The organism is Sinomonas notoginsengisoli (assembly GCF_021554725.1).
GTDB lineage: Bacteria > Actinomycetota > Actinomycetes > Actinomycetales > Micrococcaceae > Sinomonas > Sinomonas notoginsengisoli.
Map to the genome: position 1 here is coordinate 106,097 of NZ_JAIZDP010000006.1, position 22,203 is coordinate 128,299.

The window sequence follows — 22,203 nt, forward strand, 5'->3', positions numbered from 1 at the left end:
CCCCTGCCTGAATACCGCTCGAGGAGGAGCACATGTACCGAGGAACCCGCCTGCGCGGCGCCCGCATCCTGATCACCGGCGGCGCGTCCGGCATCGGCCGGCTCATGGCCCTCGAGGCAGGCCGGCGGGGCGCCGAGGTGGTGGTCTGGGACATCTCGGACGACGGCGCCGTGGCGGTCGCGGCGGAGATCGTCGCCGCCGGGGGCCTCGGCAGCTCGTACCAGGTGGACATCACGGATTCGGCCCACGTCGCCGAGGTGGCCAGAGAGACCGGCGACGTCGACGTGCTCGTCAACTGCGCCGGCGTCGTGTCCGGGAAGCCGTTGCTTGAGGCGAGCGAAGAGTCCATCCGGCGCACCTTCGAGGTCAACACGCTCGCGCTGTACTGGGTCACGCGCGCGTTGCTGCCAGGCATGGTCGCGCGGCAGGGCGGCACCGTGGTGACCATTGCGAGCGCGGCCGGGCTGATCGGCGTCGCCCGCCAGACGGACTACTCGGCGAGCAAGTTCGCCGCCGTCGGCTTCACCGAGTCGCTGCGGGCGGAGCTGCGCGCGGACGGGCACGGCGTGGGCACGCTCGTGGTGTGCCCGTACTACATCAACACCGGCATGTTCGAGGGCGTGCAGACCAAGTACCCGTGGCTGCTGCCGATCCTCGAGGAGCAGGAAGTGGCGCGGGCCGTGATCGAGGGGATCGAGTCCGGGCGCGAGCAGATCATCCTGCCGCCGTTCGCCAGGCTCGTGCCGGTGATGCGGTTCCTGCCCACCCGGTGGTTCGACCGCGTGGCCGATGTCCTGGGCATCAACCACGGCATGGACCACTTCACGGGGCGGGTGGCGAAGCGGCGGTAGCGGCCACGGCCGTTTGGTACTACCCGTTGAGGCGCGGTGGCCCTAGTCTGTGCGCATGACGACGGGGCTGCCGTTCGCTGGCAATGGTCTGGTGCATGGCGTGTTCATGGGACTCGGCATCACGGCCGCCCTCGTCTTCTACGCGTTCGAGAAGCGGCGCCGCGGCCTCACGGACCCCCGGCTGTGGACGCTCGCAGGCTTTGCGCTCGCATTCGGGGCCATCGGCTCGCGTGTCACGTGGGACCCGACGCGTCCGGTCTCCGCCGTCGTGTGGTGGGTCGACGGCGACCGCAGCGTCCTTGCGGGCCTCGTAGGGGCCTGGCTCGGCGTGCACCTCGGCAAGCGGCTCATCGGGTACCGGGCATCCACCGGGGACATGTTCGCGCCGGCGGTGGCGCTGGCCATGTCGATCGGCCGGATCGGGTGCCTGCTGACCGAACTGCCTGGCACGCCGACGGGCGGGGACTGGGGATTTGTGCTCACCCCTGCCCAGGCGGCGATGTTCGGTGCCCAGGCCGGGGTGGGGCTGCACCCCTCGTTCGTCTACGAGATCGCGTTCCACGCCGCGGCGTTCACGCTCATGCTCCGCTTCCGGGACCGCGTGCGCCGCTCGGGCGACATGTTCGTGTGCTACGTCGCGGCCTACGCATTGTTCCGCTTCGGCGTCGAGTTTGTGCGCGGCAACGACGAGTTGTGGCTCGGCATGAGCCGGCCGCAGTGGTTCCTGCTCGCGATGCTGCCACTGCTCGCGTGGCGTGTGTGGAAGGTGTTCACCCGCCCGGTCGCGGCCGCAGCCATGGCCGGGATGAGAGGAGAGACCGCGTGAGCGAGAAGCCCCCGGACGACGGCGAGTCCCCACCTCCCGCTCCTCCCCCGTCGGAGCCACCCTCCGGGGAACGGCCTTCACAAGACGCGCAGCCTCCCGGCGGCGATGGGCCAAAGCCTCAACGAGGCGGCTACATGCCAATCGCGGTTGCCCTCGGCCTCATCTTCCTCTATGTGGTGGGCCTCTCGATGCTTCCCGCCATCGGGCCGGGGGGCCCGTACGGCGCTCCCGTGTCGGTGGAGGTCACGTATTGGAGCATCTTCATCGGGTACCTGGTGCTCGCCGTCGTGCTCGCGGTGCGGCGGAGGACCTCGCGGACCGGCGCGGGGCTGCTGATGGCCTTCGGCATCTGGCTGCTCGTTGGAGGCGAGGTCTGCGTCGGCGTCCTCTTCCAGATGAGGCAGGCATGAGCCACCGGAACCCGCCCCAGCGGCGAAGAGGAGCAACGCCCTCATGAGCCCTTCATCGGCCCCCCGACGGGCACCGCTCGGTCCGGGGCAGCCGCTGCGCGGCGACCGGATCCACCGGTATGTCACCGCCTTCTGCCCAGAGTGCCATCAGGACAACCCTCCCCTCGCCGTGGTGCGGAGGCTCGCGGGGGCGCTCATGGTGCGGGACGGGCGTGTGTGGCTCGAACGCGGATGTCCGGACCACGGCCTGGTCCGGACGATGTACGACGAGTCGCCTGAGATCCTCACGTACCTCGAAAAGTGGCAGGCGCCCACCAAACAACATGTGCCGGACGCCACCGGCAACTACCGCCCGATCCCCGAGGCCTACGCCTACGGGCTGCCGGCCATGCAGACCCAGCACACGTGCATCCTCCTGCAGGACGTGATCGAGCACTGCAACCTCCGCTGCCCCACATGCTTCACGGCCTCGGGCCCGCAGCTGCAGGGGATCGCGCCACTGGATGAGGTGCTGGCCAACGTGGACACTCGGCTGTCCCGCGAGAACGGCCGCATCGACGTGCTCATGCTCTCCGGCGGTGAGCCCACCCTCTACCCGTACCTCGCGGAGCTGCTCGACGAGCTCGTGGCCCGGCCGATCGTGCGGATCATGGTCAACAGCAACGGCGTCCTCATCGCGAATGACGACGGACTCCTGAACCTCCTCACCAAGCACCGCGAGCGCGTCGAGGTCTACCTCCAGTACGACGGGCCGTCCCGTGAGTCCTCTGTCTACCACCGCGGCGGCGACCTGACCCACATCAAGGACGCCGCCATCTCCCGGCTTTCCGAGGCCGGTGTCTTCACGACCCTCACGATGACCGCGACCCTCGGAGTGAACGACGGCGAGATCGGCGACGTCGTGCTCCGCGCCCTCGAGACCCCCTTCGTGGGCGGGGTCGCGCTCCAGCCCGTCTTCGGGTCCGGACGCGGCCACGGCATCGACTCCATGGACCGGCTCACCCACGGCGGCGTGCTGACCAGACTCGAGGAGCAGACCGGCGGCGCTGTCTCGTGGCATGACCTCACCGCCCTTCCGTGCTCGCACCCGCACTGCGCCTCGGTGGGCTACATGCTCAGGGACGACTCCGGTGTGTGGCGTTCGCTGACCGAGCTCATCGGGCACGACCGCCTGCTCCAGTGGCTCGAACTGGACCCGGACAGCATCGCGAACCGCATCGCCGACAGCGCACTCCCGCTCGGCCTCCGCTCGATGATGAAGTCCTCCCTGCTCGACCTCCTGAGTGAGCAGTCCTCCCTGTCCCACCCGAGCACCGCGGAGCTGTGGAAGAACATCTGCACGCAGTGCGATCTCGGCATCGGCACGCTCACCACGCTCGCGGTGGGCTCGCTCCCCGGGCAGTACCAGCGGCTGCGGAAGCTGCTCGCCGAGCGGGTCACGCGCATCACGGTCAAGCCGTTCATGGACATCTCGACCATGATTGAAGAGCGGCTCATGCAGTGCTGCGTGCACGTCGGCACGAAGTCGGACGACGGCGCCCACCAGTGCGCGCCGTTCTGCGCCGTGCAGGCGTGGCCCCAGCTCGCCAGGCAGCGAATGAGCACCGCGACCGGGCACCGCGCCGGCGCCCAGGCCACCGGACTGGGGCTCCCCGTGATCCGTCACGAGCCGGTCTTCTCGACGTTGGAGACCCCGTGAGCGAGCAGGACGAGCGGGCCGCGGCCGCGCGTCGCATCGCGGCCGGCCCGACGCCGTCGCGCCTCGTCGAAGCGGGAGGTGCGCAGCCGCCGTCGCCCACGATCGGCGCGGAAGGCGACTCGCCGCCGTCGTCCGCGCCCGACACCGCAGCGGAGACAGCCGCGCCGTTCGACCCGCTGCGCCTGTGCATCTTCGCGACCATCGCGCTGCTCGGGTGGCTGGCCGGACCGGTGGCACTCGTGGTGTTCTCCGGCGTGGGGTTCGCGGGGTACTGGCGGGCGCGGCGGGCCGGGCTCACGCGGTCGAAGTGCTATCTGCGCGACACGCGGCTCGTGCTCGCGTACCTCGCGGTGCTCACGGCAGCAGGGCTGTGGGGCGTCTACGCGGCGGTGCACTCGCTCATCGCCTGAAGCCCGGGGGCCTGCCGTCAGCGGGCCGCCGGCTCTGGAGCCTCACCGATAAGGTTGTTCGAGGCGGAGTCCATGTGAGCCAGGATGGTCTCCCGGGCGGTCGCGGCGTCGGCGGACTCAATCGCGTCGACGATCTCGCGGTGCCGGTCCACGCTCATATTGCTCGTGGCCCGCTCGATGCCGGCGAACATGATGGACATGCGGATGGAGCCCTCGAGGGACTGCCACTGGTGCAGGAGCGTCTCGTTGCCCGAGAGCCGGCACAGGAGCCGGTGGAAGTCGAGATCCGCCTCGATCCGGTCCTCGAGCGAGCGGCCAGCCGCCTCGTCCATGAGCTCGAGCGCGGCGCGCAGCTCGCCGACGGCTTTAGCCCGGCGGGGCTGGTCGATGAGCGTGCGGGCGGCGAGGGATTCGAGGGCGGCGCGCACGGCGAAGATGTCCCGGATCTCTTTCGCGTCGAGGTGCCGCACGCTGAGCCGCCCGCGAGGGCCGGCCGAGGCGAGGCCCTCCTGCTCGAGCTGCCGCAGCGCCTCCCGGAGGGTGCCACGACTGATGCCCAGCATCTCGGACAGCTCAGTCTCCACGAGGTGCTGGCCCTGGGCTAACTCTCCCGATGTGATAGCGCGACGCAGCGCGGACAGCGCCTGCTCGCGCAGGCTCTTCTTCTCGAGCCCTAGCAGTGACGCTGTCATGGTTCTCCCCAGTGAGTGTCGACTGTCATCCGACAGCCGTTGACATTGATGATACGGGCAGGCGCAGGGCTTGCACCCCGCGCCTGCCCCGATTCCGGGCCGGCCTCGGGCAGGCGGTTCAGCCCAGCTCGGCCAGGACCTTCGCGACGATCCGGTCCACGCTCAGCCCGTACTTGGCGTGCAGGGTGGGCAGGGCGCCGGCGTCGAGGAACTCGTCCGGCAGGCCCACCGGCACCACGCGGCGCGGCTGACCGGCCCGGACCAGCGCGGACGCGACGGTCTCGAACAGCCCGCCGACCACGGTGTGGTTCTCGAGCGTGACCGCGAGCCGGTCCCCCACGAGCTCGGCGAGGACGGTCGCCTCGTCGAACGGCTTGATCGTGGGGGTGTGCACGACGGCGACATCCACCTTGTGCTTCTCGAGCTCGGCCGCCGCTTGGAGCGCCCGCATGGTCATGAGACCGGAGGATACGAACACGACGTCATGGCCTCCGCGGAGGACCTTGGCCTTGCCGAGCTCGAACTCATAGTCATACTCGTCTAGGACGGTGGGCACCTTGCCGCGCAGGAGGCGCAGGTAGGTGGGACCGTCCGAGGCGGCGAGCTGCGGCACGGCCTGGGCGATGTCCACGGAGTCGCACGGATCGACGATGGTCAGGTTCGGCATGCCGCGGAAGATCGCCATGTCCTCGGTGGCCTGGTGCGAGGGACCGTAGCCGGTGGTGAGGCCCGGAAGGCCGCCCACGATGTTGACGTTGAGGTTGGGCTCCGCGATGTCGAGGCAGATGAAGTCGTAGGCCCTGCGCGCCGCGAACACCGAGTACGTCGATGCGAACGGCACGAGCCCTGCCTCGGCCATGCCGGCAGCTGCGCCGAAGAGCAGCTGTTCGGCCATCCCCATCTGGAAGAACCGATCCGGGTGGGCCTGGGCGAAGATGTGCATGTCCGTGTACTTGCCGAGGTCCGCCGTGAGCCCGACGATCCGCTCGTCCGACTCGGCAGCCGCCGCGAGGGCGTGCCCGAACGGCGCGGAGTCGGCCTTCTGCCCCGGGTCCGCGAACGAGGCGATCATAGCCGAGGTCTTCAACTTCGGGGCTGTGCCCGTTGCCACTGCTGCCGTGCTCATGCCTTCTCCTCCCGGCCCTTCATCTGGCTGCGTTCCTGCCGCGCGTTCCAGCCGGCTTCGAGCTGCTCGCTGCAGATCGCCCACTCGTGCTCCTCGATGCGCATGAAGTGTGCCTTCTCGCGCGTCTCGAGGAGCGGGACCCCGCGGCCCACCTTGGTGTCGCAGAGCACGACGGCGGGTGCGCCGGAACCCTCCCCCGGCCCGGCGGCGTCGTCCGTCACCTCGGAACCCGACCCGGCGGCGTCGAACGCCTCCAAGAGCGCGCCCACGTCGTTGCCGTCAACGCGGAACACGCGCCAGCCGCACGCGGCCCACTTGTCCGCCACGGGTTCGGTGCGCAGCACGCCCGCGGTGGCGCCGTCGGCCTGAAGGGCGTTGATGTCCACGACGGCGGTGAGGCGGCCCAGGCGGTGGTGCGCGCCACCCATCGCGGCCTCCCACGTGGAGCCCTCGTCGAGCTCGCCGTCGGAGAGGAAGTTGATGATGCGTGCGGAGTTGCCGCGGTAGCGGAGCCCCAGGGCGAGGCCGACGGCGACCGTGAGCCCGTGCCCGAGCGAACCGCCCGAGATCTCCATGCCCGGGGTATAGGTAGACATCCCGGACATCGGCAGGCGCGAGCCGTCCGAGCCGTAGGTCTCGAGCTCCTCGACCGGGATGGTTCCGGCCTCGGCGAGCGCGGCGTACAGGCCGATCGCATAGTGCCCGGTCGAGAGGAGGAATCGGTCCCGGCCCTCCCACTCGGGGTCCTCGGGCCGGAAGCGGAGCTGGTCCGCGTACACGGCAGCGAGGATGTCCGCGGCGCCGAGGGCCTGGCCCACGTAGCCCTGGCCCTGGACCTCGCCCATGAACAGGGCGTGCTTGCGGATGCGGTGGGCGGCGGCCTCGACGGCGGCCCGGCGCTCCTGGAAAGGAGCCGCGGCGCGTGGTTCGAGTGTCGATGCAGTCATCGGTGAAACGTCCTTCGGGTCCTTCAGAGGGAGTTGGCAGGCTCGGGCGTCTCGGCTGAGATCCGCTCAGCGGCCTCGCGCTCGCGGCGGCCCCACGTCTCGCGGGTCGCCAGGGCAGCCCACAGGCCGATCGCACCGTAGAGGCTGAACAGGAGGGCCGGGCCGAGCCAGCCGAAGCTCACGAACAGGAGGGTGGTAATGAATGGGGTGAAGCCAGAGACCATGGCCGAGATCTGGTACGCGAGCGAGGCGCCAGAGGAGCGGGTCTTGGCCTGGAACAGCTCCGGGAACCAAGCGCCCTGCGCGCCAGCGAGGGAGTTCTGGCACACGGCGTAGGCGATGACGATCGTGGCGATGATGAACAGGAACATGCCGGTGTTGACGAGCAGGAACATGGGTACGCCGAACACGACGGCGAACGCGCAGGACCAGATGTAGACCGGGCGGCGGCCCACCTTGTCGGTCAGGGCGCCCCACTTCCACGTGGCGATGATGCCGACCGCGGCCGCGATGCACAGGGCGATGAGCGTCTGGTTCTTGTCTGCGAGCTTGGTGGAGTTGATGTAGGAGATCATGTAGGTGATAGAGACGGCGTAGCCGGCCGTCTCGGCGATGCGCAGGCCGATGCCGCGCAGGATGTTGCGCCAGTCCTCACGGACCACCTGGACGATGGGCGACTTGGCGATCTCGCCGCGTTCCTTGACGTCCTCGAACACCGGCGACTCCGGCACCTTCGAGCGGATGACGAGGCCGACAATCACGAGCGCGAGGCTCGCAAGGAACGGGATGCGCCAGGCCCACTCGTCGCCGAGGTGGACGCTGAACAGGAACACGAGGTTGGCCAGCAGCAGGCCCACAGGGAAGCCTGCCTGGACGATGCCGGTCACGGCGCCCTTGCGCCGCCAGGGCGCGTGCTCGTAGCTCATGAGGATCGCGCCGCCCCACTCGGCGCCGAACGCGAGGCCCTGGATGATGCGGACCGCGACGAGCAGGACCGGCGCCATGACGCCGACTGCCGCGTAGGTGGGCAGGAGGCCGATCGCGAACGTGGCGAGCCCCATGATGATGAGCGAGGCGACGAGGACAGGCTTGCGGCCGAGCCGGTCGCCGAGGTGGCCGCCCACGATGCCGCCGAGGGGGCGGGCCGCGAAGCCGACGCCGAGGGTGGCGAAGGATGCGAGCGTGCCCGTGACGGGATCCGCGCCGGGGAAGAAGGCGTGGTTGAAGTACAGGGCGGCGGCGGTGCCGAAGCCGATGAAGTCGTAGGTCTCGATGACGGCCCCGACAGCCGAGCCGACGGCGACGCGCTTGGCGTCCTTCGTGCCGTGGACCGGGCCGCGCATGGCCAGAGCCTCGTTGCTCATTGCGTTCCTTCCGGAAGGTTTCTCTAGCTGCCGCCGTCATGTTGACAGTCGACATGATATGCCAGTGTGCTGCGCACCACCTGTCAATGTCAACAGTCAACTTTAGAGGTTGACTGTCAACAACAGGAGCCTTACCGTGGTTGACATCACAACTCTTGCTCGAAGGAAGACCACTGATGTTCCACGACCGGCTCGGCTGCTCGTCGATCAGCTTTCGGCACCTCCCCCTCGCGGAGGCCCTCGCCACCGTGGCAGGGCTTGGCTTCGAGGAGATCGATGTGGGTGCTCTCCCCGGCGTGTGCGACCACGTGCCGTTCGAGCTCACTGCGCACGACGCCGATCGGGTCGCCGAGGCGGTCGCGGCGGCGGGGCTACGAGTCCGCTCGGTCAACGGGGACATCGGCGACCTCAACATTGTTTTCGGCACGGCGCTCGACTCCGTGTTCACCCCTGAGCGCGCCGCGCACCTCGACCGGCTCCTCACCCTCACCCAGACGGTGGGCGCGAAGGCGCTCGTCCTGCCCTGCGGCGCGCTCAGGCCCGAGCCGATCCGCTCCCTGGACGAGGACCTCGACGCGGTGGCCGCCCAGCTCGGCGCAGCCGCAGAGCACGCGGCGGAGTACAGCGTGGAGCTGTGGACCGAGTCGCTGCGCTCCTACCGCCTGTGCGGGACCCTCGACCGCGCCCTCGCCCTCGCCGACCGGCTCGTGGGCACCCGGGTGCGGCACGTCGTCGATCTCTCCCACCTAGTCGCCTCGGGAAGCCGGCCCGAAGACTCGATCGCCGCGCTGACGGCGAGGGACGCGGACGGGATTGCCCACGTCCACCTCCGCGACGCGGTACCGGGGAACATCAATCTCAGCATCGGCAACGGCTCCGTGGACTTCGCCGGCGCCCTCGCCGCGCTGCGCGCCGCGGACTTCGACGGGCACTTCTCGCTCGAACTCGAAGCCCACGACCTCGCCGACGACGAGCGGCCCGCGGCAGCCGCCAAGGCCGCGAGCTTCATCACAGACCTCATCTAGAGAAACAGAAGGAATCACCATGAGCAGCATCCAGCGCACCGCCATCCTCACCGGGGCCACGTCCGAGAAGGGCATCGGCCTCGCCACCGCCCGCCGCTACGCCCGTGAGGGCTGGGGCGTGGTCATCCTGGACCTCGACGGCGAGAAGTCCGCGAAGACCGCCCAAGACATCGCGAACGAGTTCAACGTCCCCGCGTTCGGCTACCAGATCGACGTCGCCGACGAAACCTCAGTCGACGCCGCCCAGAGCGCGGTCGCGGCCGAGGTCGCCGCGGGCCGCCTGCCCGTGGTCGGCGCACTCGCGAACATCGCCGGCATCACCTCCCCCGTGCCGTTCCTCGAGACGGACCTGGCCCTGTGGAACAACGTCATGGCCGTCAATGCCACGGGCACCTACCTCGTCACCAAGGCGTTCCTGCCCGCGATGATCGAGGCGGGCTGGGGCCGCATAGTCAACATGTCCTCCGTCTCCGCCCAGCGCGGCGGCGGCGTGTTCGGCCGCGTCCCCTACTCCTCCGCCAAGGCCGCGATCCTCGGCTTCACGAAGGCCCTCGCACGCGAGATCGCCCCGACCGGGATCACCGTCAACGCGATCACTCCCGGCGCCGTCGACACCAACATCCGTGTGGGCAGCACCGACGAGCAGGAGGCCGCGATCGCGCGTGACATACCCCTCGGCCGCACCGCGAGCACCGAGGAGATCGCCTCCGTCATCACGTGGCTCTCCTCCGACGGCGCCTCGTACCTCACCGGCACCACCGTGGACATCAACGGCGGCAGCCACATCCACTGATCCGACCCGGCGCCGCCGAGGCCAGCCCCTCGGTTCAGGGTGCTCTACGGCGTGGCAGATAGGCCAACGCCCGCAGCTGCGCGCTCGGCACCGCAGTCCGTGGCTGCACAGTCCGCGCCGTCGACCGGGCTCTGCTGTTCTGTGCGACCGGCAACGCGGCACCCCGGAGCGCGGGGGTGCCGCGTTGCGGCGTTCTGGTTCCGTGGCTACGGGGCCGGAACCTTGCTCACGAACTCGGTCGTGTAGGTCTTGGACAGGTCGATGGTGCCGCTTTTGCCCTTGACGTTGCTCGAGTAGCTGTCGAGGATGCGGAGCACGTTCTTGGCGCCCTCCGCGTCCATGATGCCGTCCCTGTTGAACATGGTCTTGGTGTCCTTGATCGACTTCTCATACAGCGCCTGGCCGCCGTTCGCGTACTCCTTGGGCATCTTCGCGGCGATCTCCGCGGGGCTGCTGCTGTTGATGAACCGCAGCGTCTGCACGAAGGCGTTCGCCAGCTTCTGGACCGTCTTCGGATTCTTCTGCACGAAATCGCACGCCATGTACACGGACGCTGCAGGGTACAGGCCGCCGAGTGACTTGCGGGTGCCCTCCTCGGTGCGCATTTCCACGAGGACCTTGCCCTTGCCGCTCTCGGTGAGCTGGGCAATGGTCGGGTCGGTGGTCATGCCGGCGTCGATGCCGTTGTTGTCGATCGCGGCCAGGAACGTCTGGCCCGCGCCGACCTTGGCCGGTGTGTAGTTCTTGACGCCGGCCTGCCCGGCCAGCGCCTGGGTCAGGAAGTCCGTCGAGGATCCCAAGGACGTGATGCCCAGGTTCTTGCCCTCGAAGTCGGCCGGGCTCTTGATCATGTCCGCCTTGGACGCCGCCACCACCTCGGCCTCACCCGGGATGTTGGCCAGCTGGACCACCGAGGTGATGCACTGGTTCTTGGCGGCGAGATCGATCGTGTGGTCGTAGAAGCCCACCACGGCCTGGGCGCTGCCGGTCAGGAGCGCGTTCTCCGCCGTGGCGCCGGACTGCTCGCCGAGGAGGTTGACCTTGACGCCCTCCTTCTCGAAGTAGCCCAGGCTCTCGGAGAGCTTGGCCGGCATGTAGATGACCTTCTCGAGGCCGCCCACGATGATGTTGATCTCCGGCTCTGCGGCGGAGTCCACCGCCGCGGCACGCGAGTCGCGGCATCCGCTGATCCCGGCGGCGAGGCCCACGGCGAGCAGCGCTGCCCCCGCCTGCGCTGCGCGGCGCTTGAAAGTGGCGTTCATTCTCAGATTCCTTCCGTGTGCCCCTGGGCCTGCGACGGGCGCCAGGTGAGGAGTTTGTTCTCTAGTGCGGTGATGAGGGATTCGGCCAGGAGCGCGACGACGGTGACGATGATCATGCCCGCGTAGATGCCAGCCGAGTCGAACGTGCCCTGGGCGTTGGCGATGAGCATTCCCATGCCGTGCTTGGCACCGGCGTACTCGCCGACGATCGCGCCGATGAGCGCGAAGCCGAACGCCGTGTGCAGGGAGGAGAGGATCCACGTCGTGGCACTCGGCAGCACGATCGAGGTGAGGATCTTGCGCTTGCTGGCGCCGAGGATGCGGGCGTTGTCCACCACGTTGCCGTCCACCTCGCGGGCACCCGTGAACGCGTTGAAGAACACGGCGAAGAACACGAGCACCACCACTGTGGCGACCTTCGAGGAGATCCCGAAGCCGAACCAGATAATGAACAGCGCTGCGAGGACGATGCGGGGCACGGCGTTGGCGGCCTTGATGAACGGCGAGAACACCTGGGCCATGTACCGGCTGCGGCCTAGCAGGACGCCGAGCACGATCCCGGCCACCGTGCCGATGGCGAAGCCCATGGTGGCCTCGAGGACGGTGTAGCCGATGTTCTCCCACACCGAGCCGAACTGCGTCCCGGAGGTGAACCACTGGACGAGCCGGCCCCAGATGAGCGAGGGCTTGGAGTAGAAGAACTCGTCGATGAAGAAGGTCGCGGTGATCTCCCACGAGCCGAGCCAAATCGCGACGATGAGGGCGCGCAGCCCCCACACCCGGATCGCCGCGGCACGCTTGGCTTTCCTCGCCCCGGCCAGGAGTGAGGCCTCCTTTTCGGCGCTAAGCCAGCCGGCGTCCCTGTCGTGAGCCGTGTCCGTGGATAGGGGCAGGGTGGTCATGGTGCTCACTTCTCTCCTCGGGACGGGACGGGGTTGCCGGCTGCGGCGCGGGCAATCTCGACCTCCTCGCGCAGGCTGTCCCACACGCGCTTGTACAGGTCCAGGAACTCGGGGGTGAGGCGCACCTCCTCGACGTTGCGCGGCCGCTCGAGGTCCACGCGGAAGTCCGCCTTGATCGTGGCGGGGCTCGCGGTCATGACGACCACGCGGTCGGCGAGCGCGATGGCCTCCTCGAGGTCGTGGGTGACGAACACGACCGCGGCGTCGCTCTCGCCCCAGAGCCGCAGGAGCTCCTGCTGCATGAGCTGGCGCGTCTGGACGTCGAGGGCGCTGAAGGGCTCGTCCATGAGCATGATCGAGGGTTCGTTGACGAGGGTCTGGGCCAGCGCCACGCGCTTGCGCATGCCGCCCGAGAGCTGGTGCGGATAGTACGACTCGAACTTCCCGAGCCCCACCCGCTCGACCCACTCGCGGGCCTTCGCGCGGGCCTTGGACTTCGAGGCCCCCCGGTACTCGGGACCGGACGCGACGTTGTCCAGGACCGTCTTCCACGGCAGCGTCGCGTCGGCCTGGAACATGTACCCGATGCCGGAAGGGATCCCGGTGACAAGGCCGCCCCGCACGTAGGTCTCGCCCTCCGAGGCGGGGGCCAGGCCCGAGATGAGGGACAGGGTGGTGGACTTGCCGCAGCCGGTGGGGCCGACGACGGCGACGAACTCGCCGGGCGCGATTGAGAGGGTCACGTCCCGGATGGCGGTGTGGATTCCGCCTCCGTTCTTGGGGAATCTCTTGGTGGCGGACCTCAGTTCGATGAGGGGCGGCGCGGGGGAAGCCATGGTGACTCCTTTGTCTGCTGGGCTCTTGGCCAGGGGCTGTGTGGCGAGGGCCACGTGGTCTGCGCCACAGACGCTACGGAGCGGCCTGAGGCCCTGTCTCGCTTTGCCGCATTGCCACCGATGAGCTCGTTCTTCCCCTTGTGCGCATTCTGCTCAACGCCGCGTTGGCGCACCGGCCGTGCCACCCCTACTGTGAGGCGTGTGCACGCAATGGACACCGTGGTGCCGGTGCCCGGCGACCGCCGGGCTCCCACTAGGAGGGGGCTGCCCTTCTCGACCCGCATGATGGCCCTCCAGCTGGGGGTCGTCGTGATCGTCGTGGTGCTCACTGCGGGCATCTACGGGTGGCTGTCCTACCAGCGGCTCGTTGCCGAGATCGGGTCTAAGGCCCTCGCTGTCGCCCAGAGCGTCGCAGTGGAGGAGACCGTGCAGAAGACCCTCACCGACGCCGCTGACGGCGGGAGCACGCCGTCGAACGCCGCCCTCCGCGACGGCGCAGTGCAGCGGATCGCCGAGGCGCTGCGGGACCGCACCGACTCCCTGTTCGTGGTCATCACCGACCAGCGCGGCAAGCGGTGGTCCCATCCCGACCCGGCGCGGCTCGGCGAGACCGTCTCCACGAGCCCCGAGGAGGCGCTCGCGGGGAGGGAGAGCACCTCGCTCGCGACCGGAACGCTGGGCCCCTCGGTGCGGGCCAAGGTGCCCGTCTGGTCTCCGGACGGGCGCACCGTGGTGGGAGAGGTGAGCGTCGGATTCTCCACCGACGACGTCGCCCAGGCCCTCAACGGTGCGATTGCACCGATCCTGGCGGTGGCCGCGCTCGCCGTCGTGATCGGCGCGACGGGGACAGCGCTGCTGAGCCGCCGCCTGCGCGCCGACACCTTGGGGCTAGAGCCCGCCGAGGTGGGCGAGCTCGTCCAGGACCAGGCCGTGGTGCTGTACGGGGTCAGTGAGGGGGTCATCGGGGTCGACGAGGATGGGCGAGTCACCCTGTGCAACGATCGGGCCCGGCGCCTCCTCGGGCTGAGCGATCCGGCCGGGCGCACCTTGGCCGAGCTGGGGCTGCCTCCCCGCGTGCTGGCTCTCCTGGAAGCGCACGACGGCGACGCCCTCCCAGGTGTGCAGGTGGTCGTCGGGGGTTCGGTCCTCATCGTGACGGCCAAGCGCGTCACTCGTGGCCAGCGCAAGCTCGGGTGGGTGGTGGTGGTGCGAGACCGCACCGATGTCGAGGCCCTCAGCCGGCAACTCGATGCCGTGGGGGCCCTCTCCACCGCCCTGCGCGCCCAGCGGCACGAGTTCGCGAACCGGTTGCACGCCATCTCGGGATACCTACGGATCGGCCAGCACGACGAGGCCACCCGCTACCTCGAGGAGGCGCTCGGGTCCGGGCCCCTCAAGTACCCCGTGGACTTCGCCGGCAGGCTCGACGACCCGTTCCTGCAGGCCTTCCTCGGGGCCAAGGCCATGCGCTCAGCGGAGATGGGGGTCCCACTGCGGCTCGGTGCCGCAACGCTTCTCGAAGGCCGGGTCTCCGACCCGCAGAACGTCACCACGGTGCTGGGAAACCTCGTGGACAACGCGGTCGCTGCCGCAGTCCGCGGGGCCCGCGCCGACGGCGCCGACGGGGCCGCCGGGGCCGCCGCGTGGGCCGAGGTCGAGGTCCTCAGCGACGGCCCCACCCTGTACGTGACGGTCTCGGATTCGGGCGACGGGCTCGGGGACGCCGACCAGGAGGAGGTCTTCGCCGAGGGGTACTCGACGGGTCCCACGGGGCGTGCCGGGCGGATCGGGCAGGGCGAAGGGTTCGGGCTGGCTCTGTCCCGCCAGATCGCGCGCAGCCTCGACGGCGACGTCTGGGTCCTCTCCCCCGGAACGGCAGGCGGCCCGGGCGCGGTCTTCTGCGCGCGCCTGCCCGGCGTGCTGGACCTCAGTGGCGAGGAGGTCATGGCATGAGCAGCAGCCTGCGGGTCCTCATCGTCGACGACGACTTCCGGGTCGCCCGGCTCCACGCCGAATATGTCAGTGCCGCGCCTGGCTTCACCGCACTGGCTCCTGTGGGCACTGCCGCGGCCGCCCTCGAGGCCGTCCGGGCGTTCTCCCCCGATCTGGCGCTCGTGGACGTGTTCCTCCCGGACGCGAGCGGGATCGACATCCTTCCCGATCTCGGCGTCGACACGTTCGTGCTCAGCGCCGCCACCGACGCCTCGGCGATTGCCCGGGCTTTCCGCCGCGGGGCGCCCGGCTACCTCGTGAAGCCGTTCGCCGAGAAGCAGCTGGCCGACCGGCTGCGCGGGTACTCGCGCTACCGGCGGCTCATGACCTCTTCTCCGGACCTCACCCAGGACACCCTCGACCGCGCGCGGCGGCACCTCCTGCCCGCGACCGTGCAGCTCACCAAGTCACGGACCGTGACGGAGGGCGCCGTCCTGGACGCGCTCACGGCTGCGCCGACGCCCCTGACCGCGGTCGACGTCGCCGCCGCAGTCGGGATCTCCCGTGCCACCGCCCAACGGCACCTGTCCTCCCTCGTGGAGGAGGGCGCGGTGGAAATGGGTCTCCGGTACGGCACCACAGGCCGTCCCGAGCACCGCTACAGTCCGCGTCGCGACTGAGTCGAGCACGCGCCGTCGTACGCCCGTGAGGGCTAGTGCTCCTGGCCGTGGTACGGCGGGCTGTCGCTCGCGTCGCTGTTCAGCTCGGCGTCCGGGACATCCATGCCAGCCATCGCCTTGTCGATGTCCGCGTAGTTGCGGGGTACGTCGTCCTCCTGCGGCATGTTGCCGCGGGACTGCTCCCGGATGAGCTGCTCCTCCTCGCTGAAGCGGATGTCGTTGGCCTGATCGCCGGAGTCACGCGGCTCGTCGTCCGGATTGCCGGTCTTGTACTCGCGCTCTTCGGGCTCACTGGTGTTCTCAGTCATGCGGCACCGCTACCCGCTCCCATCGGGATCCAATCCCATCCGCTACTCCTGGGTCCCGGCGTCCGCACCGGTGTCGAAGTCACCATCGGTGTACTGGCCCGGCTGTCTGATGGGCGCACCGACGGCGGGCCCGTAGGCCGGTTCTCCGCCCTCCCGGGAGCCCCCGGCGACCGCTTCGCCTTGTCCGGCCGGCTCGACGTCATACTCCCCGTCCGTGAACTGGCCCTCGGGGCGCAGTGGGCGCTCGCGCCCTCCGTGGCGTGAAGCGTCCGGGACCGGATGCGCACCCGCGTTCTCGCTCTCGCTCATGCTGGCGAGTGTACCGGCGGCGACAAGCGCCCAAACCCCGCGGCCCACGTCTGCCATGCATGCCTGCGTGAAGGGGATCTACGCGGGTAAGTCACCAGAGTCATAGCGCCCGCTACAGCATGCAGGAGAGTCCCGTGAACCTGTTGGACGACGCCGTCAGCCGGCTCGAACGCTGGCCCGCCCTCGATGCCCTCGCCGATCCGCTCCGGAAAGCCACCCAGGCACTCGTCAAGCCGCGAGTGGTGCGCAACCTGCTCAGCGGCATCCCGACCGGCCATCCCCTGCATCCGGTCCTCACGGACCTGCCGATCGGAGCGTGGAGCATGGCCTCGCTCCTTGACACCGTGGGCGGTGAGTCCTCGGAGCACGCCGCCGACGTCCTGGTCGCCGCAGGGCTGGTCGTCGCGGTCCCGACCGCCGCGTCTGGCCTCAACGACTGGTCCGATACTTTTGGTGCCGTGAGCCGAGTCGGCGTCGCGCATGCTGCCCTCAACGTCACCGCCCTAGGCTTCTACGGCGCATCGCTCGCCGCTAGGAAGGCCGGCGCCCGCGGCGCCGGACGCGGGCTCGCGTATCTGGGCCTCGGCATCCTGCTGACAAGCGGCTACCTCGGCGGCCACCTCGCGTTCAGCAAGGGCGTGCGCGTGAACCGGACCGCCTGGCACGAGGGCCCCGGCGATTGGCAGGATGCCGGTCCGGCGAGCGATCTCGCACCGGACGGCCCCAGCGTGGTGGACCTTGATGGTGTTCCCGTTCTCGTCACGCACGACGCCGGCCGGCTGGTTGCGCTCGACGCCACCTGCACGCATGCCGGCGGCCCGCTCAACGAGGGCACCTTCGAGAACGGCTGCGTGACGTGCCCGTGGCACGGCAGCACCTTCCGGCTCGCCGACGGCGGCGTGGTTCACGGGCCCGCGAGCGCGCCGGAGCCCAGCTATGAGGCGCGGGTCGAGGACGGGCGCGTTCAGCTGAGGGCCCGGCGCTAGCTCCCGTACGCTCCTGCTCGTTCTGGCCGGCCCTGCCCGGCGTGCCGCTTGTGACACGCCGCGCAGGACCCCCACCGAAGCAGCCGACTGAGCAGGAAGGCACAGCCATCCGTGGCCGGCGTCCCGCCGAGCCCAGCGGTCTCGCCCAGCTCAGCCGGTCTTGCGGGTCCGCCGCTTGGGAGGCGCCTTCTCCTCGGAAGGTGCGGCCTCGGCGTCGTCCGCAGGTTTCTTCGCCCTGCCTGTCCCCGCCTTGACTGTCCCCGCCTTATCGCCACCCGACTTCCGCCGCGACTCAACGCTGCGCCGCAGCGCCTCCATGAGGTCGAGGACCTCGGCGCCCTCCCCCTCCTCGGCCGTCGCACCGAAGGTCTCCTCGGTATCTACGGCGTCGCCCTTGGCGAGCTTGGCCTCGACAAGCTGGCGCAGCTGCTCCTGGTACTCGTCAGCGAACTGCTCGGGCTCGAAGTCCGCCGAGAGGCTCTCCACGAGCGAGGAGGACATCTTGAGCTCCTTGTCGGAGATCTTCACCTCAGTGTCCTCGATGATCGGGAACGCGGCCTCGCGGACCTCGTCGGGCCAGAGCAACGCCTGCAGGACCATGACGTCCCCGCGCACCCGCAGCGCCCCAAGGCGGGACTTCTGCCGAAGGGCGAACTTCACCACAGCTGTCAGCTCGGTCCGCTCGAGGGTCTCACGGAGGAGCTGGTATGGCTTGGCGCCGATCTTCTCGGGCTCGAGGTAGTAGCTCTTCTCGAAGTACATGGGGTCGATCTGATCGTCCGGGACGAACTCGACCACCTCGATCTCGCGGCTGCGCTCCACGGGCAGGGACTTCAGGTCCTCGTCGGTGAGGACCACCGTGCGGCCGCCCTCCTCGTAGGCCTTGTCGATGTCCGCGAACTCGACCACCTCTCCGCAGACCTCGCAGCGGCGCTGGTAGCGGATGCGGCCCTTGTCCCGATCATGGACCTGATGGAGCTTGAGGTCGTGGTCCTCGGTGGCACTGTAGACCTTCACGGGCACACTGACCAGGCCGAAGCTGATGGCGCCCTTCCAGATAGAACGCATGTGCCTAAGTGAACCGCACATTCGCGGGCTTGGATAGCCGCAACCCCCGCCCGGCGAGGCTTTCGGCGAGGCTTTCGGCCAGTCAACGGCGTTGGGGCAGAGCTCAGAAGTCCGTGCGCAGGATCTTCCGGACGTCGTGCGGGGCCGTCACCTTGGCGTGGCCCACGTCGGGGATCTCCTTGACGGGCTTGGCGAGCATCGGTTCGACCGGCGGCATCACGGGTAGATCCATGGGGACATCTTCCTCCGGAACCGGAGCCCATGGGAGGGTAGCCGCATGGCAGCTCAGCGCGCGACCATCGAGGTCGAGGGCCGCCGGATCAGCCTGTCCAATCTGGACAAGGTCCTGTATCCGGCTGCTGGCACTAACAAGGGCGATGTCATCGAGTACTACCGCATGGTGGCCCCGGTCATGATCCCGGCCGTCCGCGACCGGCCCGCGACCCGCAAGCGGTGGGTGCACGGCGTGGGCACGGAGGAGGAGCCCGGCGAGGTGTTCTTCCAGAAGAACCTGGACAAGTCCACGCCGGAGTGGGTCGAGCGCGTGACGCTCCACCACCGCAACTCGGTCAACTCGTACCCGCTGGTCAATGACCTCCCGACCCTCATCTGGCTCGCCCAGATCGCAGCGCTCGAGATCCACGTTCCCCAGTGGCGCGCGGTCACGACGGACACGATGATCAACCCCGACCGGCTCGTGATCGACCTCGACCCCGGCCCGGGCGCCGGCCTGCCCGAGTGCGTCGAGGTCGCACAGCTCGTCAAACCGATCTTCGACGACATGGGCCTCCTCTCCGTGCCCGTCACCTCGGGCTCGAAGGGCATCCACCTCTACGCGAAGCTCGACGGCCGCCAGGAGTGGGAGGCCGTCTCCGCCGTGGCCCGCGAGCTCGCGAAGTCCCTCGAGGCGGACCACCCGGACCTCGTGGTCGCGGACCAGAAGAAGACCCTCCGCGCGGGGCGGGTCCTGGTGGACTGGAGCCAGAACAGCGGACAGAAGACCACGATCGCGCCCTACTCCATGCGCGGGCGGTTCCAGCCGATGGTCGCCGCGCCCCGGACGTGGGAGGAGATCAGCTCCCCTGATCTAGCACATGTGCGCTACAACGAGATGGCCGACCGCCTCGAGACGTTCGGCGACCTGTTCGCCCCCCTCCACCCGCCTGCACTGCCCGAGGCGCACGACGCCGGCCGGTCATCCCGCCCGCGCTCACGCGCCACTGCCGGTGCTCGCCGCGGCGGCTCGCGCTCCTCCGGGGAGGACGACGACGGCGGGGACCGCGCGCCGTCGTCCGCGCTCTCTGCGCGAGGCGACGCGGAAGGCGACCGCCTCACCGACTACCGGGCCAAGCGGGACGCCGCGAAGACCCCGGAACCCGTGCCGCTCCAGGCCCCGACAGCGGGCGCCGACGATGCCTTCGTGATCCACGAGCACCACGCGCGCCGGCTGCACTGGGACCTGCGGCTCGAGCGAGAGGGGGTGCTGGCGTCGTTTGCGATCCCCAAGGGCATCCCCACCACGACCGGTCGGAACAATCTCGCCGTGCACACCGAGGACCATCCGATCGAATACCTCACGTTCTCCGGATCCATCCCCACGGGCGAGTACGGCGCCGGCGAGATGTCCGTGTGGGACACCGGCACGTACGAGGCGGAGAAGTGGCGCGAGGACGAGATCGTCGTGGTGCTGCACGGACGGCCGGGAGGGGGCCTCGAGTCGGTCGCGGAGGGGCTGGGGCACACGGGCGAGGGGGTGCGGCTCGCACTCATCCGGACCGGCGAGGGGAGCTCCGGCAAGGAGAACTGGCTCGCGCACCTCATGAAGGACCAGGCGAAGGGGCACTGGCGGACCACCACCAGGGGCGCTGCGGGCGCGTCGGCCGGGGCAACATCCGGTGCGCGCGAAACCGAGTCGCCTGACGCCGAGGCGGGGTCAGCGCGGATCGGCCCGGCGCCCGAGCCCATGCTCGCCCAGACCGGAACAGCGGCGCTCGTCCGGGGCGAGGAGTGGGCGTTCGAGATGAAGTGGGACGGGATCCGCGCGATCGTGGACGCCCGTGCCGAGCCGCTCCGCCTCCTGAGTCGCAAGGGGATCAACCAGGCGGCCACGTACCCCGAGTTGGGTGCGCTCATCGAGCTCGGCCCCGCAGTGCTCGACGGCGAAATCGTGGCTCTCGATGGACGGGGCCGGCCCAACTTCGGGCTGCTCCAGCAGCGCATGAACCTGACCCGCCCCGCCGACGTCGAGCGGGCCCGCCGCGAGGTCCCCGTGCGGATCGTGCTGTTCGACCTCCTCGAGTACGAGGGCAGGGATCTCACCCGTCTGCCGTTCCGCGAGCGCCGTGCGGCCCTCGAGCTCCTCGCCGAGGGCGGCCTGCCGGAGAACGCCCAGCTCTCGCCGCTGTTCGGTGCGGCCAGCGGCGCCCGTGACGACGCCGAGCACGTCCTCGCCGCCTCGGCCGAGCACGGCCTCGAGGGCATCGTGGCCAAACGCCTTGGCACCCGGTACGAGCCGGGCCGCCGCTCGGGCGCGTGGGTCAAGATCAAGAACGAGCGGACCCAGGAAGTCGTCGTCGCCGGCTGGCGGGAGGGCAACGGGAGCCGGGCAGCGACGATCGGCTCCCTGCTCCTGGGCATCCCTGACGACGCCGGGCGGCTGGCGTACGCGGGGCGGGTCGGCTCGGGCTTCACCGAGGGCATGCTCGCCGAGATCGCGCGGCGCCTGCACGCCCTCGAGCGGAAGACGTCGCCGCTCGAAGACGTTCCGGCCGCCGACGCGCGGGATGCTCACTGGGTGAGGCCGAAGCTCGTGGGCGAGGTCACGTACTCGGAGATGACCTCCGGCGGGAGGCTCCGGCACCCGGTGTGGCGCGGGTGGCGTCCGGACAAGGACCCTGCGGACGTGGTCCTGAGCGTGTGAGGTTCAGGGGATGAGGTACTCGGCGTCGGGGGCGTCGCTGATGAACATGTAGCCGGGTGCGTGGGTGATCGCGAAGGGTGGCTTGGACGCCAGCAGGGCCGCCTGCGGGGTGACTCCGCAGGCCCAGAGGACGGGGACGTCGCCTGACTCGGGCGTGACCGCGTCCCCGTAGTCGGGGTGGGCGAGGTCGGCAATGCCCAGAGCCCGCGGATCGCCCACGTGGACCGGGGCCCCGTGGACAGCGGGCATGCGGGCGCTCAGCCGGACGGCCGTGTCAACAAGGTCCTCGGGAATGTACCGCATCGAGACGACCATCGGTCCGTGCATCCGGCCCGCAGGGCGGCACGCGATCTTCGTGCGGTACATGGAGACGTTCCTTCCCTGGTCAACATGCCTGAGGGGAATGCCTGCCTCCACCAGCGGCGACTCGAAGGTGAAGCTGCAGCCGATGAGGAACGTCACGAGGTCCTCGCGCCACACGTCGACGACGTCGGCGGGCTCCCCGTCGAGGCGGCCGTCCCGCCACACCCGGTAGCGGGGGATGTCGGTGCGCAGGTCAGCCTCGGAGGCGAGCGCCGTCGTCGTCGATCCCGGGTCTGTCACGTCTAGGACGGGGCATGGCTTCGGGTTGCGCTGGCAGAACAGCAGGACGTCGTAGGCCCAGTCGGCGGGGACCGAGATCATGTTCAGCTGCGTGTACCCGGTGGCCCACCCTGAAGTGGGTACCGCCAGACCGCCGCGGAACGCCGCCCTGGCCTGCTGCGGGGTGGTGGATTGCGGGACCAGGTCCATGGTCGTCAAAGCTGGCTCCTTCTTCGGTGGGTGGAGTTGTTCGGTGGATTGATTGGTGTGATTGA

Annotated in this window: 23 protein-coding genes; 11 read left to right on the forward strand and 12 right to left on the reverse strand. The window is 69.7% G+C overall.

Going from position 1 to position 22,203, the window contains the following annotated elements; all coding sequences use genetic code 11:
- Positions 1-32: 32 nt before the first annotated feature.
- From LF262_RS11620 to LF262_RS11640, 5 genes are all read left to right on the forward strand, one after another.
- Entirely contained in the window at positions 33-851 is an 819-nt protein-coding gene (locus LF262_RS11620) for an SDR family oxidoreductase (RefSeq protein WP_235780554.1), read from the forward strand.
- Between the two features lie 55 nt (positions 852-906).
- The gene (locus tag LF262_RS11625) at positions 907-1,677 is read left to right on the forward strand and encodes a prolipoprotein diacylglyceryl transferase (protein ID WP_235780555.1); all 771 of its coding nucleotides are present in this window, start codon (positions 907-909) and stop codon (positions 1,675-1,677) included.
- A 134-nt stretch (positions 1,678-1,811) separates the two neighbouring features.
- Positions 1,812-2,087 carry a hypothetical protein gene (locus LF262_RS11630; protein ID WP_235780556.1) on the forward strand — a complete coding sequence of 92 codons (276 nt, stop codon included), beginning with the start codon at positions 1,812-1,814 and terminating at the stop codon, positions 2,085-2,087.
- Positions 2,088-2,130: 43 nt separating this feature from the next.
- Complete coding sequence (locus tag LF262_RS11635; protein WP_235780557.1) at positions 2,131-3,786, forward strand: radical SAM protein; 1,656 nt, start codon at positions 2,131-2,133, stop codon at positions 3,784-3,786.
- Positions 3,783-4,196 carry a hypothetical protein gene (locus LF262_RS11640; protein WP_235780558.1) on the forward strand — a complete coding sequence of 138 codons (414 nt, stop codon included), beginning with the start codon at positions 3,783-3,785 and terminating at the stop codon, positions 4,194-4,196. Before LF262_RS11635 ends, LF262_RS11640 begins: the two co-directional genes overlap by 4 nt.
- A 17-nt stretch (positions 4,197-4,213) precedes the next feature.
- Here LF262_RS11640 and LF262_RS11645 read toward each other — a convergent pair whose 3' ends face one another.
- The 4 genes from LF262_RS11645 to LF262_RS11660 all read right to left on the reverse strand — a co-directional run bounded on the left by LF262_RS11645 (position 4,214) and on the right by LF262_RS11660 (position 8,325).
- Positions 4,214-4,888, reverse strand: a complete 675-nt coding sequence (locus tag LF262_RS11645; RefSeq protein WP_235780559.1) for a GntR family transcriptional regulator — start codon at positions 4,886-4,888, stop codon at positions 4,214-4,216.
- 118 nt (positions 4,889-5,006) lie between these two features.
- Positions 5,007-6,014: a transketolase family protein gene (locus tag LF262_RS11650; RefSeq protein ID WP_235780560.1), complete on the reverse strand. Its 1,008-nt coding sequence runs from the start codon at positions 6,012-6,014 to the stop codon at positions 5,007-5,009.
- A complete protein-coding gene (locus LF262_RS11655) occupies positions 6,011-6,961 on the reverse strand; it encodes a transketolase (RefSeq protein WP_235780561.1) in 951 nt (316 codons plus the stop codon). Before LF262_RS11655 ends, LF262_RS11650 begins: the two co-directional genes overlap by 4 nt.
- A gap of 23 nt (positions 6,962-6,984) precedes the next feature.
- Positions 6,985-8,325 (reverse strand): MFS transporter, encoded by a 1,341-nt coding sequence (locus tag LF262_RS11660; RefSeq protein ID WP_235780562.1) that lies wholly within the window; start codon positions 8,323-8,325, stop codon positions 6,985-6,987.
- Positions 8,326-8,501: 176 nt separating this feature from the next.
- Between LF262_RS11660 and LF262_RS11665 the strand changes: the two genes are divergently transcribed.
- Positions 8,502-9,350, forward strand: coding sequence for a sugar phosphate isomerase/epimerase family protein (locus LF262_RS11665; protein ID WP_235780563.1), 849 nt, complete (start codon positions 8,502-8,504; stop codon positions 9,348-9,350).
- Between the two features lie 19 nt (positions 9,351-9,369).
- Positions 9,370-10,143: an SDR family NAD(P)-dependent oxidoreductase gene (locus LF262_RS11670; protein WP_235780564.1), complete on the forward strand. Its 774-nt coding sequence runs from the start codon at positions 9,370-9,372 to the stop codon at positions 10,141-10,143.
- A 206-nt stretch (positions 10,144-10,349) separates the two neighbouring features.
- Here LF262_RS11670 and LF262_RS11675 read toward each other — a convergent pair whose 3' ends face one another.
- From LF262_RS11675 to LF262_RS11685, 3 genes are read right to left on the reverse strand one after another with little or no spacing between them, the layout of a single operon-like run.
- Positions 10,350-11,405: an ABC transporter substrate-binding protein gene (locus LF262_RS11675; RefSeq protein WP_235780565.1), complete on the reverse strand. Its 1,056-nt coding sequence runs from the start codon at positions 11,403-11,405 to the stop codon at positions 10,350-10,352.
- A gap of 2 nt (positions 11,406-11,407) precedes the next feature.
- Entirely contained in the window at positions 11,408-12,307 is a 900-nt protein-coding gene (locus LF262_RS11680; protein ID WP_235780628.1) for an ABC transporter permease, read from the reverse strand.
- Positions 12,308-12,312: 5 nt separating this feature from the next.
- The gene (locus LF262_RS11685) at positions 12,313-13,143 is read right to left on the reverse strand and encodes an ABC transporter ATP-binding protein (RefSeq protein ID WP_235780566.1); all 831 of its coding nucleotides are present in this window, start codon (positions 13,141-13,143) and stop codon (positions 12,313-12,315) included.
- Positions 13,144-13,353: 210 nt separating this feature from the next.
- On the opposite strand from LF262_RS11685, the gene LF262_RS11690 reads away from it, so the two are divergent.
- Together LF262_RS11690 and LF262_RS11695 are read left to right on the forward strand one after the other, a co-directional pair.
- Positions 13,354-15,096 (forward strand): ATP-binding protein, encoded by a 1,743-nt coding sequence (locus tag LF262_RS11690; protein WP_235780629.1) that lies wholly within the window; start codon positions 13,354-13,356, stop codon positions 15,094-15,096.
- Positions 15,093-15,755, forward strand: a complete 663-nt coding sequence (locus LF262_RS11695; RefSeq protein WP_235780567.1) for a response regulator — start codon at positions 15,093-15,095, stop codon at positions 15,753-15,755. Before LF262_RS11690 ends, LF262_RS11695 begins: the two co-directional genes overlap by 4 nt.
- Positions 15,756-15,787: 32 nt before the next feature.
- Here LF262_RS11695 and LF262_RS11700 read toward each other — a convergent pair whose 3' ends face one another.
- Both LF262_RS11700 and LF262_RS11705 read right to left on the reverse strand, forming a co-directional pair.
- Positions 15,788-16,063 carry a hypothetical protein gene (locus LF262_RS11700; protein ID WP_235780568.1) on the reverse strand — a complete coding sequence of 92 codons (276 nt, stop codon included), beginning with the start codon at positions 16,061-16,063 and terminating at the stop codon, positions 15,788-15,790.
- A gap of 42 nt (positions 16,064-16,105) precedes the next feature.
- The gene (locus tag LF262_RS11705; protein ID WP_235780569.1) at positions 16,106-16,372 is read right to left on the reverse strand and encodes a hypothetical protein; all 267 of its coding nucleotides are present in this window, start codon (positions 16,370-16,372) and stop codon (positions 16,106-16,108) included.
- Between the two features lie 134 nt (positions 16,373-16,506).
- On the opposite strand from LF262_RS11705, the gene LF262_RS11710 reads away from it, so the two are divergent.
- On the forward strand, positions 16,507-17,358 hold the full coding sequence (locus LF262_RS11710) for a Rieske (2Fe-2S) protein (protein WP_235780570.1): 852 nt from the start codon (positions 16,507-16,509) through the stop codon (positions 17,356-17,358).
- Between the two features lie 150 nt (positions 17,359-17,508).
- Here LF262_RS11710 and ku read toward each other — a convergent pair whose 3' ends face one another.
- Positions 17,509-18,426: a non-homologous end joining protein Ku gene (ku, locus tag LF262_RS11715; RefSeq protein ID WP_235780571.1), complete on the reverse strand. Its 918-nt coding sequence runs from the start codon at positions 18,424-18,426 to the stop codon at positions 17,509-17,511.
- 103 nt (positions 18,427-18,529) lie between these two features.
- Entirely contained in the window at positions 18,530-18,658 is a 129-nt protein-coding gene (locus LF262_RS16960) for a hypothetical protein (protein ID WP_268933815.1), read from the reverse strand.
- 45 nt (positions 18,659-18,703) lie between these two features.
- Here LF262_RS16960 and LF262_RS11720 point away from each other — a divergent pair, with 45 nt between their 5' ends.
- The gene (locus LF262_RS11720; protein ID WP_235780572.1) at positions 18,704-21,346 is read left to right on the forward strand and encodes an ATP-dependent DNA ligase; all 2,643 of its coding nucleotides are present in this window, start codon (positions 18,704-18,706) and stop codon (positions 21,344-21,346) included.
- A 3-nt stretch (positions 21,347-21,349) separates the two neighbouring features.
- Here the strand turns inward: LF262_RS11720 and LF262_RS11725 are convergent, their stop codons facing one another.
- On the reverse strand, positions 21,350-22,138 hold the full coding sequence (locus tag LF262_RS11725; protein WP_235780630.1) for a putative hydro-lyase: 789 nt from the start codon (positions 22,136-22,138) through the stop codon (positions 21,350-21,352).
- Positions 22,139-22,203 lie beyond the last annotated feature (65 nt).

Excerpts from the sequence above, each read along its gene's own strand:
- LF262_RS11620 (WP_235780554.1), top strand. The coding sequence starts at position 33 with ATGTACCGAGGAACCCGCCTGCGCGGCGCCCGCATCCTGATCACCGGC.
- LF262_RS11625 (WP_235780555.1), top strand. The coding sequence starts at position 907 with ATGACGACGGGGCTGCCGTTCGCTGGCAATGGTCTGGTGCATGGCGTG.
- LF262_RS11630 (WP_235780556.1), top strand. The coding sequence starts at position 1,812 with ATGCCAATCGCGGTTGCCCTCGGCCTCATCTTCCTCTATGTGGTGGGC.
- LF262_RS11635 (WP_235780557.1), top strand. The coding sequence starts at position 2,131 with ATGAGCCCTTCATCGGCCCCCCGACGGGCACCGCTCGGTCCGGGGCAG.
- LF262_RS11645 (WP_235780559.1), bottom strand. The coding sequence starts at position 4,888 with ATGACAGCGTCACTGCTAGGGCTCGAGAAGAAGAGCCTGCGCGAGCAG.
- LF262_RS11650 (WP_235780560.1), bottom strand. The coding sequence starts at position 6,014 with ATGAGCACGGCAGCAGTGGCAACGGGCACAGCCCCGAAGTTGAAGACC.
- LF262_RS11655 (WP_235780561.1), bottom strand. The coding sequence starts at position 6,961 with ATGACTGCATCGACACTCGAACCACGCGCCGCGGCTCCTTTCCAGGAG.
- LF262_RS11660 (WP_235780562.1), bottom strand. The coding sequence starts at position 8,325 with ATGAGCAACGAGGCTCTGGCCATGCGCGGCCCGGTCCACGGCACGAAG.
- LF262_RS11665 (WP_235780563.1), top strand. The coding sequence starts at position 8,502 with ATGTTCCACGACCGGCTCGGCTGCTCGTCGATCAGCTTTCGGCACCTC.
- LF262_RS11670 (WP_235780564.1), top strand. The coding sequence starts at position 9,370 with ATGAGCAGCATCCAGCGCACCGCCATCCTCACCGGGGCCACGTCCGAG.
- LF262_RS11675 (WP_235780565.1), bottom strand. The coding sequence starts at position 11,405 with ATGAACGCCACTTTCAAGCGCCGCGCAGCGCAGGCGGGGGCAGCGCTG.
- LF262_RS11680 (WP_235780628.1), bottom strand. The coding sequence starts at position 12,307 with ATGACCACCCTGCCCCTATCCACGGACACGGCTCACGACAGGGACGCC.
- LF262_RS11685 (WP_235780566.1), bottom strand. The coding sequence starts at position 13,143 with ATGGCTTCCCCCGCGCCGCCCCTCATCGAACTGAGGTCCGCCACCAAG.
- LF262_RS11690 (WP_235780629.1), top strand. The coding sequence starts at position 13,354 with ATGGACACCGTGGTGCCGGTGCCCGGCGACCGCCGGGCTCCCACTAGG.
- LF262_RS11695 (WP_235780567.1), top strand. The coding sequence starts at position 15,093 with ATGAGCAGCAGCCTGCGGGTCCTCATCGTCGACGACGACTTCCGGGTC.
- LF262_RS11700 (WP_235780568.1), bottom strand. The coding sequence starts at position 16,063 with ATGACTGAGAACACCAGTGAGCCCGAAGAGCGCGAGTACAAGACCGGC.
- LF262_RS11705 (WP_235780569.1), bottom strand. The coding sequence starts at position 16,372 with ATGAGCGAGAGCGAGAACGCGGGTGCGCATCCGGTCCCGGACGCTTCA.
- ku (WP_235780571.1), bottom strand. The coding sequence starts at position 18,426 with ATGCGTTCTATCTGGAAGGGCGCCATCAGCTTCGGCCTGGTCAGTGTG.
- LF262_RS16960 (WP_268933815.1), bottom strand. The coding sequence starts at position 18,658 with ATGGATCTACCCGTGATGCCGCCGGTCGAACCGATGCTCGCCAAGCCC.
- LF262_RS11720 (WP_235780572.1), top strand. The coding sequence starts at position 18,704 with ATGGCAGCTCAGCGCGCGACCATCGAGGTCGAGGGCCGCCGGATCAGC.
- LF262_RS11725 (WP_235780630.1), bottom strand. The coding sequence starts at position 22,138 with ATGGACCTGGTCCCGCAATCCACCACCCCGCAGCAGGCCAGGGCGGCG.